The organism is Domibacillus sp. DTU_2020_1001157_1_SI_ALB_TIR_016 (assembly GCF_032341995.1).
In the GTDB taxonomy this organism is placed as follows: Bacteria; Bacillota; Bacilli; order Bacillales; family Domibacillaceae; genus Domibacillus; species Domibacillus indicus_A.
The window spans coordinates 1506160-1518820 of record NZ_CP135439.1 but is presented as its reverse complement, the minus strand read 5'-3'; the positions used below and the strand labels follow the sequence as shown (position 1 = coordinate 1518820).

Sequence of the window (12661 nt, the reverse complement as noted above, 5' to 3'; positions counted from 1 at the left end):
CGAGATACTTTAATAAAGATTTCGGATTTTCTTGGATATTATGCTCAAAAGCCTTATAACGATCTATTTGTTTTTGTAAGTCTGCTACCTCAGCTTTGAGGTTCCCGTACTCTTCTTGGTAAAGGAATCATAATTTTCTAATTTATGTCTAAGTGTAGCATTTTTGTCTTTTAGCTGTTTCACTTGGTCTGCCAACTGTAATTGCTTACGCATTCCCTTATTATTTAAAGCTCTTTCTTTTCTCAACTTCTCAAGCTCATTTTCCGCTTTCTTTCTTAGAGTTTGTTCAAAGAATAAACTTTCTTTTTGCTTCTCTAAGAGATCTTTATAACTGGTCTCTATATATGAAACTTTTTGTTTTGTTTCCCAATTTTCCTTCTTTAAGTTAGCATTCACATCTTTATACTTGGTTAATTCTTTTTTTAATTGAGAAATCAACTCATTTTGTTCACTTAATTTTTTCTTAAGCTTTTTTTCTTCATTGCGTGCCGCCCTATCTTCTTTTTGATCCGTCTTTTGTTCAGAACCAGATATAAAATTTTTATCATCTTTTATTAAAGGAGGCATTTGAGTCCTTACTTTGTCTATTAGTTCTTTTCTGTGTAATATTCTTTGTTGCATTGCTTCAATGGGGGTTTTTCGATATGTTTTTCCATTCATGGCAAGACCCTTCTTTAGCATTATTTCCTTAGACACATGTTCATAACTAGTTAAATAATACTATATAAGCCTATGATATTATAGTTAAAATTAGATTCTACATTCCAAAGGAATTATTACGTAACATCAGACTTATAAATTACAGAAGGCAAAGGCGTAGTAAAGTCGTTGAAACCAGAAATTGACCGCTCTCTTCTGACATATGGCTCCTATTGTAATAAAGATATTGTATCGATCAGATTTGCTGATTGGTTTATCGTAGCTTTATGGTAAAAAGATTCTCTATCATTTTTTAAACAGAAAAACCCTTTAGCTTAAAGGGTTTCCTATCTTAATGGATTTGGATACATATTCCGCACCGCCAAGGGTATACTTATGTGCGAAAAATGTATGAGATGAAATAAATTTTTGCCGAAATAAGCCTAGAAGCTTCTATAATTTAACGGATCACACTAACCTTTCTACTTACACTGAGTTCTATGATCTTTAATTTTTTAGTTCTTACTTAATTTTTTTAATCCTTCATAATTTCTTTGAATAACTTGCGCAGCAATTTTTTTCATTTTTAGATTCCTTTCACTTTTGTTTGATTTCTTTTTCATCTTTCTTTCTCCCTTCTCGACTTTGATTATTAGGCGCTCTCTTCCTTCAATCAGTTATTTAGTTCGATAACTGTAATAACTTCTACTTTAATGGTCAACACTTAGCATGCTATAGCTCTACAAAATATTTTTCATTTTTTATTACTTTTGCTTTCATTTTTACTCTCTTCAGTTAGCAGCTTATCATATGCAGCTATAGCCACCTCAATATGAGTCTTTTCAGGTAAAGAAGTAAATAAATACTTTTGAAAAACTTCTCCCAGTCTGTATACAGGTTTCAGAAAGAAGCTTAGCTTCTTATTCTTCAGTAAGTATACTTCGTAAGCTAAAATGAAAGACAGAATAAATCGAAGAAATATGATATCAACAAAAGAATAAAGTAAGGTATAAAATATCAATACAAAAACAATTATATTGGTTCCGCACCGAGGATGGATTCTCGAATAGTTTATTACATTTGCAAACGTTATGTTTTTTGAGTCTTCATAGGCGTTATCCACCATATGTTCAGCTCCATGATATTTACCTAAATTTGTCGTTTTTATTATTAACGAAGAAAGCAATAAAAACCCCATGATAAGAGAAAAATGAAAACGGTAATCGTATATTATACTAGTACCAAAGTTAATTATAAAAGGACTTAAAGAAGAATCCACTTCTTCGTGGGAGCTCCAATTTATTATATTTAATAAAAAAAGTGCTGAAATTAGTACAAAATTAATTTTCCAAGTTATAATAAATGATTCAAAAAATAACCATGCGCCTCGTACGAATGGTATTTCATAAAGACACAAACCAAGCATTTGTATCTTTGACTTCTCTATGTATGTTACTTTTACGTTAATCCTCTTATTTCTTTCACGTGTTGCTTTTACTATCCTGGTATTATTATAAAACAGTACAGAATGGAATCCAGCTCTCCCTCCATTTGTCGAACTCATCTTTGACACCGCTCTCTTTTTAGATTATTTATCCAAATATGGCTCATAGTATCATTATATTACTCATTAATAATATAATGCAATAGCGAGTAGTGTAGGTAGTGAACCACCGGAATCCTTCAGCAAGATGACAAGGCAACTGAGTACGATAAAAATGAAACATAAGTCTGCAATCGTTCCTTCTGCCTCTTTAGCCTTTGAAGTCTCAGCAGTATCCCCGACTTCTACAGGCGCAGCAGCTAAGTGATTTAAAAACTATACAGAGCTTAACAAGGCATTTAAAGGTGGCGTGGTCAAGGATTCTAAGATGAAAATAAAGGTGGAAAAACAAATTATAAGTCGTATGTATCCTCTGCTCTTTATAATGCTAACAAAGATAAAGACCGGGACAAAGATCGGATTGCTTGTGAAAGATAAGAAATACTTTTATCATACTGGTATCATACTGGATTTTCTAAAGTTGCTTGGATAATATATCGGTCAGGAGCATTTCCTACATACGAAAAAGGAATGATGGTAAGCAGGAAGCAGCATCGGTATAACAAAAAAATAGAAGAACAAGGAGAATAGACCTTAGCGCCTAACCCCCACTAAATCGGAGATTTTGAAGGGGAATGCGGCGCTAATTTTTTGTTCATCTCCCACTAATTGCGAAGCAATTTGAAGGAATCTTCTGGCCGGTAATGCGATAAATAACATTTCTATATTATTTCCTGAAAAATGATCTATATTTGATATTTGTTTAATCTCACATTAAGATATATAATAAAAACAAGGAAAAAGTAAACGTTTTCAATATTTAAATACTTCGTTACTTCTCATACTATAGGGAGGATTTAAGATGAGCCAAGCAGAAAGAAATTCAAAAGTGCAGAAATTAATTGAGCAACAAAAATTTAATGAGAAAGAAATTTCCAAGATGACAGATCCACAGATTGAATACTATCACTGGCTCTATTTTGTTGATTCTATTTATGATTATATGTAATTCAAATATAAAATGATAAAAAGCGGGAAAACCATTGATCATTCAGGGTTTCCCGCTTTTAATTTTATCATTTTCAGAAATAATTTCTTGCAAACCTGCTCTTTGGTGATAAGTGGATTCCATCTGCTTTTTGACCTTGCTGACTTTCAGCTTCCTTCCTTTTCCCTCCGTTCACTTCCCAGCGGCTGGGCACTAGTACATAAAAGAAGAGAATGAGCCCTACAAAACAGTCGAAGGAACAAAGCTTTCCACTCAAGCCAAAAACATTTTCTAAAGAACGTTTTATAATCAACGTATCACAGTACACCGCATTCATTACTAATCCTATGTTCATTCTTTTTTTACTTCAATGTTTCCTATTCAAAAAATCAACATTTATTAAGTTAATAGGTATTACCCATCCAACATTTACTCTTACAAAAACTAATCCCCCTGGTTACTAAAGCAGAGGGATAAAAGTATATGAAGTTCCTGTTACAATTATTGGCATACCATCACCTTGACTTTTTCGGCTTTTTAATGTACCTCGTTTTATATCATGCTTTTCCGCTAATGCAGCTAGCGTGATTTTGGTTGTTTCCCATTCTGATTTAATATCATCCCAGTTCGCCACGTCACATCACCACCACCTCCGAGATTGTTTTTAAGCAAAGAAAAAAGCATCTCAAATGAGACGCAAAACTTATTATAAATATTTGTAAATAGCCAAAATAACTTCTTGTAGTTTAAAATTATGACTAACGCTATCTAATTTGCTATCTAAAAAATAAGTATCACCATCATCAAAATAAAGAGTTAAGGATGAAGAACCTCTATTTTTGTGTAACAATTCAACCCTTAACACAGTATTTAAAGTCCTATTTATTATAGAAACATACCCACCTTCCAAGAAACTAATGATTCTTATCTTTTCTTTTTCAAATAAGAAAATCTGTGCTTCATTAAAAGGCTTGTCTTTAAAAAGATAATTCTTAGGATAAAAATGCAATATCTTAGACTCATCGACAATATCATTTAACGAATAGTATTGATCTTCAATATCAGAGTTGTAAAAGCCTAATCTTTTCATGCCCTCCAAAAACTCACTATAAGTAATTTCCATAACGGTAATCTCCCTTCGCTTACTCATTTCGACAAAAAGAGATATTTCCCTTCGTCTGCTCCTTACGCTAATCCCTTTGTGTATTTGGACATAAAAAATAGCACCCTTAGAGGATGCCTATTTAAACGACTCGACTTACTATGAAACGCCAGTCATTATCTACTTTGAAGAAATCACCTCGCATGAATTCTGTCAACTCAAAATAAACTGTCATGTTTCTTATGACACTTATTGTAAAATCTAAAATATATTTTCTAATACGAATATCTAGCGCTTCGTTATATTCGAATTTACTGTAACTAAATGTCTCATTATCTTTAGCCACTCCATAAGAGTGTCTAGTCTGCGGATTATAATGAACATAACCGCTTAACATTGTATACACTTCCGCGTATAGTTCAAATTGATGTGTTTTTTTAGATAAATCCTTTATGCTTTCGAGATGCTGAACTTTATTTCTTTTAGGCTTGCCTTCAAAGAAAGACTGAATATACTCATCATAATCATCTATTTCTTTCGGCGACTCTTCTTTCAGTTCATTCAGGGTTCTCCCAAGTCTCCATTGTTGGTACGCAAGATGGTCCTTATACTCTTGCTCTACTCTATCCCCATCGCTCTTATTTAAACTAATATAATGACTATGAAGATATGATTCCAATATTATTCTTAATTGCGGCAACACTTCAATATAATTATTTGGTATATCCGAATTCAGTATAACGTTGCTTGTTTGAAAAGCTCTTTTTGTTTTCGAATAAAGATCGTACATTATCCCGTTTAACCATCCTTCTGATGAACGGAATCCATCTTGTTTCTCCATACTTTCAAATAGATTAGTCATTCTATCATTAAACGAAATCAACCCATCAACATTGCCCACCTTATCACTCCCCTCTAAAAAACCTTTCAACAAGAACCTTTACTTTCCTGCCCTTCACTCGACATAAAATCTGCTATTATGTTCAAGTAACTTCAAAGGAGTGTGCAGCATGGAAACAAAGCAAGACATCGAGTTGAGCATCACCGATAACATCCGTGAGTACCCGGACATTAAAAGTGGCCGTTGTGATAATTGTGATAACGCCCAGTTTAAAAGCTCTATCAAGAATATGATATTCCTTCGTGAGTGCCGCAAGTGTGGCATGAAGAAGATTGTTTAATCCTGCTGCTGGTGGGGTTTTTATTATTGGCGTATTGTTTGGTACACCCATAATGAAATTAATAGAATAGGCAGCACAGCCCAAGGTAAAACCGAAAGCAAAAACTCCATTATATTATTAGTTCCTAGATTTACTTCAAAGTGCATGATTACTAAACCTCGTTTTTTCTTTCATCATACATCACCAAGGAACTTGCAAGCTACTCTCTATCTAACTTTTCTGCTTAATTCGACCTTTCGCGTGATCGTATACAGGTTTATTTGTATCCGTCAGCTTACGAATTTCTTGTGGACTTAGTTTTTCTTCTTTCTTCACCTGCTTATCCGGCTTTTCTTTCACCGACATCGGACTCACCCCTATTTTTTTCTCTCTGCTCATTGTCACGATCGGTACAAAGAAAAAAACCATCTGATTACAGTGTGTCCCGCATTTTTACCCTCTCATATATGTCATTTGTACGACAAAACAGAATGTTTCATTCTTTAAGCTTCTTTTTGAAAAAATCTAGATTTTTCTCAAAATGACTTTGATTAAAATGAACAATAATAACCATAATAATATTTACGATTAAGATAATAATAGAAGGTTTATTAACAGTCTCAGAATAAAATAGAGCTAAAGAAGCTACAGTTATAATTGATAAAATATGACTAGTTTTAAGAGCTCTTAATTCATGTATTCTAGATAAAAGATGTCTATAACGCTCTCTTATTTTCCTACCTTTATCTTCAGAATCAAAGATAATCCTATCCAGTTCATACTCTTCTTTAAAAAATTTGTTTTTATTTGGTGTCCATATAATGAAACCAAAAAACATACTCACCTGATGAATTAAGTATCCGACTGGAACCCCTAAACCAGCCAAAATAGCCCCTAAACCTATTAACGATAGGCCCTCTTTTCCTTTAAGGTCCGATATGTAATGAGGATTGTCAGAAAACACATAAAATATAATGGTCATTAAATAAACCCATCCTGGAATTCCCCATCGGATCAAGTGTTTCGTGTCAAAGTTCATCCTATTATACTTCCTCTCTTTATGTATTTATATTCTATTAAAAGAATATTATTCCTTCTTGATAGTTTCCCTCCTTCTTTTACAACGCCAGCCACATGTTTATGATGTCTTCTATGTCGGTTCTACCCGCTTTTTATGACCCGAGCCCGTTTTTCTTCTTTGCCAATAAAAAGTAAAGGAACAGGTGAATGAACAGCGCGGCTTGTTTTGCGGGCTGGTACGATGCCAATGGAGTGCTGAATTAAAAAAAGCTCCAAAACCAGGTTAACCCGACTAACAACCCTGTTTTCTTTATATTCCCACTTAAATAAATCCAGTCATCTCAACCTGTTCCTTTTGTGCTATACTATCTTTCGGTAAAGGAGTTGAACGGCTTGATTGAAACAGCCACAACGCGTGCAAAAGTACGCCAATTTTTATTTATTTTAATCCCGATTCTTGTGACACAGATCGCCATGTTTGCGATGACATTTTTCGATACGATTATGTCCGGGCATTACAGTGCCGATGATTTAGCCGGTGTAGCGGTCGGCTCCTCTCTTTGGATGCCCGTTTATACAGGACTCAGCGGTATTTTATTGTCGATTACACCGATTGTCGGCCATTTAACGGGAAGCGGACGCCGCGGTGAGGTGTCTTTTTCTGTGATGCAGGGGATTTATGTGGCGCTTGTGATTTCCGCTATTACCTATCTGCTTGGATGGGTGCTGCTTGAACCTGTGCTTGGAATCATGAATTTAACAGATAACGTGCGCCGCATCGCCTATGAGTACGTGATCGGCCTGTCATTCGGCATTTTGCCGCTTTTTTTAACGGCGGTTGTCCGCGGATTTATCGATGCGCTCGGCATGACCCGCACGTCGATGATTATTACGGTGATGACGCTGCCCGTTAATGTCGCTTTTAACTACCTGCTCATTTATGGGAAGTTCGGTTTTCCGGAGCTCGGCGGTGTCGGCTCCGGCTACGCGTCTGCGATCAGCTACTGGCTTATTTTCCTGCTCGCTGTCTGGATTGTATGGCGGAAGGAGCCGTTTTCGGCTTATCGGCTGTTTGGACGCCTGCCGCGTGCATCCTTTGCAAAATGGAAAGAGATTTTGCTGCTAGGCCTGCCAATTGGGCTGTCGATCTTTTTTGAAACGAGTATTTTTTCCGCGGTAACGCTTTTGATGAGTGAGTACAGCACAAACGTCATTGCGGCCCATCAGGCTGCTATCAATTTCGCTTCACTCACCTATATGATCCCACTCAGCGTATCGATGGCGCTGACCATTGTGGTTGGTTTTGAATCCGGAGCCGGACGGTTTGAAGACGCCCGGCAGTATAGCCGAATCGGCATTGCGATGGCGGTTGGCATTGCGGTAGTCGGCACGGTTGTGATTTTCGGGTTCCGTGATGCGATCGCTCATTTGTATTCGACTGATGCGGAAGTTCTCGGGCTTACTGCCTCGTTTTTAATCTACGCGGCGATTTTCCAGCTTTCGGATGCGGTACAGGCACCGGTGCAGGGCGCACTCCGTGGATACAAAGATGTAAATGTCACCTTTATGATGACTATGATCAGCTATTGGGTCATCGGGCTGCCGCTCGGCTGGGCGCTCGCCCGCTGGACTGACTGGGGCCCGTACGGCTACTGGATCGGCTTAATTACCGGCTTAACGTGCGGGGCGATCACGCTGTCTGTACGCCTCCGTATGGTCCAGCACAAAAAAACATCACGCCTGGCAGCGTGATGTTTTTTTATTTTTATCCGGTCAGCACATCTTCAGATGGATATTTAAAGTTTCGTTCTCGTTTTTTGGCAATCATATAAACAAGAGACAGCGGACCGACTTTTCCGAGAATCATCAGCATAATTAAAATCCATTTGGACGGGTCCGACAAAGTGGGCGTTAAGTTCATGGACAAACCGACTGTAGCAAAAGCCGACACCGCTTCAAACATAAGCGGCAAAAATGGTTTGTCTTCCGCCACGTTGAGTAAAAACGTGCCCGTGATGACCGTGAAAAAAGCAATCATGGTAATGGAGAGAACCCGAATTACATACTCAGGCTTGATGGTCCGGCAAAATAAGGTGATGTCTTTTTTCCCCTGTACATAGGTGATCATAGCGGCTGCCATGACAATAAATGTCGTCAGCTTGATCCCGCCGGCCGTAGAGCTGCTGCCGGCTCCAATAAACATGAGAATCATCATGAAAAAAGCGGTCTGGCTGTGAATCTCTCCCATATCGATTGAATTAAAGCCGGCCGTACGGGTGGTCACCGCTTGAAACCAGGAAGCCTGCAGCTGGTCAAACAGCGGCATCCCTCCGATTGTGCTCAAATTTCCGTGTTCGAGTAAGTAGATCATGATAAACGCGAATATATTGAGCCCTGCCGTTGCCGTGATCATAATTTTTGTATGAAGGGACCATTTTCGGAACGAACGGTGTTCATACACATCCACCAGCACAGTAAAGCCAAGGCCGCCTAAAATAATTAAGGATGTGATGCCGATCGTGACAATCAAGCTGTCCGCATGCTGCATCATATTGTCCGGCCAAAGTCCAAATCCTGCGTTGTTAAAAGCGGAAACGGCATGAAAAATGCTGTAATACATGCCTTTGGCCGCTCCGTACTGCGGCACCCAGTCAATGGCAAGAAAACAGGCCACAATTAGTTCGATTGCGATTGAAAACAGCAGCAGATTCCGGACAAGCCTTACCACACCTCCGAAATGCAGCTGGCCGAGCGCCTGCTGAACAACAAGGCGCTGCTTAATGCCGATTCGTCTGCCAAGCAGGATAAACACGATGACGGAAAAGGACATAATACCAAGGCCGCCCATTTGAATGAGCAGCAAAATAACCAGTTCACCAAACAGCGTAAATTCTGTCCCCGTGTCTATTACGGCAAGGCCTGTTACCGTATAAGCAGACGTGGCGGTGAAAAAAGCATCCGTCCATGAAAGCGGACCCTCCTCTGATACAGGAAGCTTAAGCAGCAGAGTCCCCAGTAGAATCGCACTCAAGTAAATGATAAGCAGGATGGCTGCTGGTTCAAAATGTTTTCTTTTCATAAAAGCTTCCTTCTTTCCTTATGTTCCATTTCGAAAATGCTTGCAAAGCACATCCTGTCCGCCCGTTACCGGAATAATCGCACCGGTAATAAAAGCGGAAGCCTCGGAAGCAAGAAATGCGGCTACCCGGGCAATGTCCCCGCCGGTTCCCGGCCGGCCGACCGGCACAAGCGGAGCCGGTTTTCCCTCTGCAGCGTTTATATCTTCTTCTTTCCACTTGCCCGCAATGTCTCCCGGACAAATCATATTCGCTGTGATGCCGGATGATGCTTCTTCCAGGGCAATCGTTTTGATCAGCGAGGCAAGTCCTGTTTTGGCAGCTGCAAAAGCGGAACGGTCCACCCAGGCCGGTGCTGTTTCAACACGGTCAAAGCCAAATGCAATCAGCCGGCCCCACCCCCGCTCCTTCATACCCGGCAGGAGAAGCTTTGACAAGTAAAATACGGAGGTTAAATTACCGCTGATCAGCCCGTGCCACTCGTCCCAGGAATAGTCGGCCATTGGTTTTCGTTCTTTTATGTATGGTCCTGCGTTGTGTATTAAAATATCAATCTCTCCAGAGAAGGAAGCAATGTTCTCACAATCTTCTTTTCGTGACACATCTCCTTGTACAGCTGACGCCTGTACGCCAAACCGGTTTGACAGCTCTGTTGCAAACAATTCTGCACTTGCTGCATCTGAGCGGTAGTTAATGACGACTGAACATCCTGCGGCTGCTAAGTATTCCGCCGTTTTCCGCCCAATTCCTTTTGAACCGCCTGTGATCAAGGCGCGTTTTGCCATGAAGCGTCCCCCCCATTCTCTACTTTCATCCTAAATGATGGGATACGGGGCTGGCAAATTTAAAAAGCCGATGCACAAGCACCGGCTTAAAGAGAGCCATCCATGCAAATAAACCCTTTTACATGAATGTTGTATTTTTTCAGCAGCCGGACGGAAAAGTTCCGTTCAACCGCTGAAGCAGCAGCGATATATACTTCCTGCCCGCCAAATTTGCCTGCATTCCGCGGAATGTAACCGCATGGAATCAGCTCTGCTCCTTCAAGCGGCAGTCGGTTTGCTTCCTGCCAGTCACGCACATCAATTACCGGATGCCCAGCCGCTTCTTCGAGAGATATGCGCTTTACGTTAACCGGCCAATAACGTTTATAGCCAATGAGCAGCGCTGCTGCGATTGCCAGCACTGCGGCGGCCATGATCACCACCGTCATTTTTGCTTCCCTCCATCCGTTTCCTGCTTTATTTTATACGCGAAGGGGTATAAAATCAATGCTTTTGTTTGATTTCTTCAAAATGATTCAAATAAACAGAAATTAGCGTTACTTTTTCTGTATCCGTTAAGGACGACGCGCAAACACGGCGAACGGCTTCAACCAGCTTTTGCTCCGGCTTTTTGCGCAGGCGCGGATGATTCAGTTTATCTTCAAGCTCGTTTTGGATCGCTTCTTCTATATCGGTAAACGTGCGTCCTTTCCACAGTGCTTGATACAATGCATGCCAATCTGCCAAAAAGAACCCTCCTTTATTTCCGAATTTTATTCTATGCTTCTTTTTCCCGTTTGGCTAGGGACAAACGTCTATTCTCCCATAAAATGTACTCATAAAAAAACCTCTCCGCGCCGGGAGAGGTTTTTTTTATTTGATTTTTGCCTGCACGGACTGGATCGCCCGGTTTAGCTGTGTATCGTTTTGTTCCAGCTTTAAGCGAAGGTTCTCCATCAGTTTCGTCGTAGAAGCACCGGTTAGGATACCCGTTTCCTCAATCTTTGCCGCTTTTTGGAATTCTTTTACGGCACTTTCTGTTGATTCATCGAAGTAGCCGTCCGATTTGCCCGGATTGTAGTCAAGGGCCGACAGCATTTTTTCAGCTGTTTTCACTTCATCTGACATCGATTCAAGCTGCAGCTTGGATTCCGGATTAATATACGTCAAGTTTGCATAATCAGGAAGCGCTACAACCGCATCCGGCTTAATGCCTTTTTTGTGAATCCATGTTCCGTTCGGCGTCAGCCATTTTGCTGTGGTCAGCTTTAAATTAGAATTATCGCTGAAGTCCTCCGCTGATTGAACGGTGCCTTTTCCGAAGGATTTTTCACCAATAAGCGGAATGCCGGCCGATTCATTTAGAGCTGCCGCCATAATTTCTGCCGCGCTGGCACTGCCGCTGTCAATTAACACAGCGGTCGGAAGCTCAATTTTCTCGCCGCCTTCCGCTTTATACGCCTCGGTTTTGCCGCCAGATTCGATTTGTAAAATGTTTTTGCCTTCCGGTACAAAAAGGGTGGCCATGTCGATGGCCTGATCAAGCAGGCCGCCCGGATTTTGACGAAGATCCAGCACAATGCCTTTCATGCCTTCTTTTTTCATATCAGCGAGGGCTGTTTCAAACTCCTCCGCTGTATGCTCGGAAAAGCTTGTGATTTGAATATGGGCGATGCCGTTTTTCTGCATTTCGGCATACACCGTTTCAATCGGAATATCGTCGCGGACGATCGTCATTTTCTGTGCTTTTTCCGTTCCGGCTTTTCGCACTTCTAATGTTACTTTCGTTCCTTTTTCGCCGCGGATCAGAAGAACGGCTTCGGAAGCGCTCATGCCTTGAATGCTTTTTCCATCTACGGAAAGAATCATATCATTCGGCTTTAAGCCCGCTTTTTCGGCAGGAGATCCCTTAATCGGCGATACGACGACAATGTAACCGTCCTGCTCCTGTACTTCAGCTCCAATTCCCTGGAACGAGCTGGATACTTCTTCATGGAACTGGGAAGCTTCTTTTTCATCCATATAATCTGAATATGGATCTTCAAGTGAATCAATCATCCCGTTGATCGCACCGTTGACGAGCTTGTCCTGATCCACATCTTCATAGTACGTGCTTTGAATTTTGTCGTATGCTTCATATAATTTGCTGAACTCTGAACGGTCCGGCGCTCCAACTTCAACTGCTTTCTCGTCACCGAAAGCAAGCGTTAGTGTCGTTACCGCCGCCGTAATAAACACGAGCGCAAAAATCATTATAATAAACGGAAATCGTTTTATTTTGACATAATGGCCCTGTTCCGGCTTTTCTTCTTCCATTTTGTTCCCCGCTTTCATCATCTATGTACACTGATCTTCTCATTTTAGCAGT

The 12661-nt window shown here is 40.3% G+C and carries 16 protein-coding genes and 1 pseudogene; 4 read left to right on the top strand and 13 right to left on the bottom strand.

Annotated elements, in window-relative coordinates; all coding sequences use genetic code 11:
• Positions 1 to 84: 84 nt before the first annotated feature.
• Together RRU94_RS15655 and RRU94_RS15650 are read right to left on the bottom strand one after the other, a co-directional pair.
• Complete coding sequence (locus tag RRU94_RS15655) at positions 85 to 660, bottom strand: hypothetical protein (protein ID WP_315695555.1); 576 nt, start codon at positions 658 to 660, stop codon at positions 85 to 87.
• Positions 661 to 1393: 733 nt separating this feature from the next.
• Complete coding sequence (locus tag RRU94_RS15650; RefSeq protein WP_315695553.1) at positions 1394 to 2203, bottom strand: DUF1385 domain-containing protein; 810 nt, start codon at positions 2201 to 2203, stop codon at positions 1394 to 1396.
• A gap of 247 nt (positions 2204 to 2450) precedes the next feature.
• Between RRU94_RS15650 and RRU94_RS15645 the strand changes: the two are divergent.
• Together RRU94_RS15645 and RRU94_RS15640 are read left to right on the top strand one after the other, a co-directional pair.
• Positions 2451 to 2620 (top strand): annotated as a pseudogene (locus RRU94_RS15645) (hypothetical protein); the annotation flags it as partial.
• A 424-nt stretch (positions 2621 to 3044) separates the two neighbouring features.
• Positions 3045 to 3191: a BH0509 family protein gene (locus RRU94_RS15640; RefSeq protein WP_315695551.1), complete on the top strand. Its 147-nt coding sequence runs from the start codon at positions 3045 to 3047 to the stop codon at positions 3189 to 3191.
• A 73-nt stretch (positions 3192 to 3264) separates the two neighbouring features.
• Here RRU94_RS15640 and RRU94_RS15635 read toward each other — a convergent pair whose 3' ends face one another.
• The 4 genes from RRU94_RS15635 to RRU94_RS15620 form a co-directional block, all read right to left on the bottom strand.
• Positions 3265 to 3525, bottom strand: coding sequence for a hypothetical protein (locus tag RRU94_RS15635; RefSeq protein ID WP_315695549.1), 261 nt, complete (start codon positions 3523 to 3525; stop codon positions 3265 to 3267).
• A gap of 105 nt (positions 3526 to 3630) precedes the next feature.
• Positions 3631 to 3804 (bottom strand): hypothetical protein, encoded by a 174-nt coding sequence (locus RRU94_RS15630; RefSeq protein ID WP_315696150.1) that lies wholly within the window; start codon positions 3802 to 3804, stop codon positions 3631 to 3633.
• Positions 3805 to 3876: 72 nt separating this feature from the next.
• Entirely contained in the window at positions 3877 to 4293 is a 417-nt protein-coding gene (locus RRU94_RS15625) for a DUF3908 family protein (protein WP_315695547.1), read from the bottom strand.
• Positions 4294 to 4414: 121 nt separating this feature from the next.
• Positions 4415 to 5173, bottom strand: coding sequence for a DUF5677 domain-containing protein (locus tag RRU94_RS15620; RefSeq protein ID WP_315695545.1), 759 nt, complete (start codon positions 5171 to 5173; stop codon positions 4415 to 4417).
• A 109-nt stretch (positions 5174 to 5282) separates the two neighbouring features.
• Between RRU94_RS15620 and RRU94_RS15615 the strand changes: the two genes are divergently transcribed.
• Positions 5283 to 5453: a DUF8096 family protein gene (locus RRU94_RS15615; RefSeq protein WP_315695542.1), complete on the top strand. Its 171-nt coding sequence runs from the start codon at positions 5283 to 5285 to the stop codon at positions 5451 to 5453.
• Between the two features lie 210 nt (positions 5454 to 5663).
• Here RRU94_RS15615 and RRU94_RS15610 read toward each other — a convergent pair whose 3' ends face one another.
• Complete coding sequence (locus RRU94_RS15610; protein ID WP_315695541.1) at positions 5664 to 5798, bottom strand: hypothetical protein; 135 nt, start codon at positions 5796 to 5798, stop codon at positions 5664 to 5666.
• A gap of 130 nt (positions 5799 to 5928) precedes the next feature.
• Positions 5929 to 6471: a BA5345 family protein gene (locus tag RRU94_RS15605; RefSeq protein WP_315695539.1), complete on the bottom strand. Its 543-nt coding sequence runs from the start codon at positions 6469 to 6471 to the stop codon at positions 5929 to 5931.
• A gap of 374 nt (positions 6472 to 6845) precedes the next feature.
• On the opposite strand from RRU94_RS15605, the gene RRU94_RS15600 reads away from it, so the two are divergent.
• Entirely contained in the window at positions 6846 to 8204 is a 1359-nt protein-coding gene (locus tag RRU94_RS15600) for an MATE family efflux transporter (protein ID WP_315695537.1), read from the top strand.
• A gap of 13 nt (positions 8205 to 8217) precedes the next feature.
• Here the strand turns inward: RRU94_RS15600 and RRU94_RS15595 are convergent, their stop codons facing one another.
• The 5 genes from RRU94_RS15595 to RRU94_RS15575 all read right to left on the bottom strand — a co-directional run bounded on the left by RRU94_RS15595 (position 8218) and on the right by RRU94_RS15575 (position 12609).
• Positions 8218 to 9531 carry a TrkH family potassium uptake protein gene (locus tag RRU94_RS15595; RefSeq protein WP_315695536.1) on the bottom strand — a complete coding sequence of 438 codons (1314 nt, stop codon included), beginning with the start codon at positions 9529 to 9531 and terminating at the stop codon, positions 8218 to 8220.
• Positions 9532 to 9549: 18 nt separating this feature from the next.
• Positions 9550 to 10314 carry an SDR family oxidoreductase gene (locus RRU94_RS15590; protein ID WP_315695534.1) on the bottom strand — a complete coding sequence of 255 codons (765 nt, stop codon included), beginning with the start codon at positions 10312 to 10314 and terminating at the stop codon, positions 9550 to 9552.
• An 86-nt stretch (positions 10315 to 10400) separates the two neighbouring features.
• A complete protein-coding gene (locus tag RRU94_RS15585; RefSeq protein WP_315695532.1) occupies positions 10401 to 10742 on the bottom strand; it encodes a hypothetical protein in 342 nt (113 codons plus the stop codon).
• A 55-nt stretch (positions 10743 to 10797) separates the two neighbouring features.
• Positions 10798 to 11040 carry a hypothetical protein gene (locus RRU94_RS15580; protein ID WP_315695530.1) on the bottom strand — a complete coding sequence of 81 codons (243 nt, stop codon included), beginning with the start codon at positions 11038 to 11040 and terminating at the stop codon, positions 10798 to 10800.
• A 126-nt stretch (positions 11041 to 11166) separates the two neighbouring features.
• The gene (locus RRU94_RS15575; RefSeq protein ID WP_315695529.1) at positions 11167 to 12609 is read right to left on the bottom strand and encodes a lmo1851 family serine protease; all 1443 of its coding nucleotides are present in this window, start codon (positions 12607 to 12609) and stop codon (positions 11167 to 11169) included.
• Positions 12610 to 12661 lie beyond the last annotated feature (52 nt).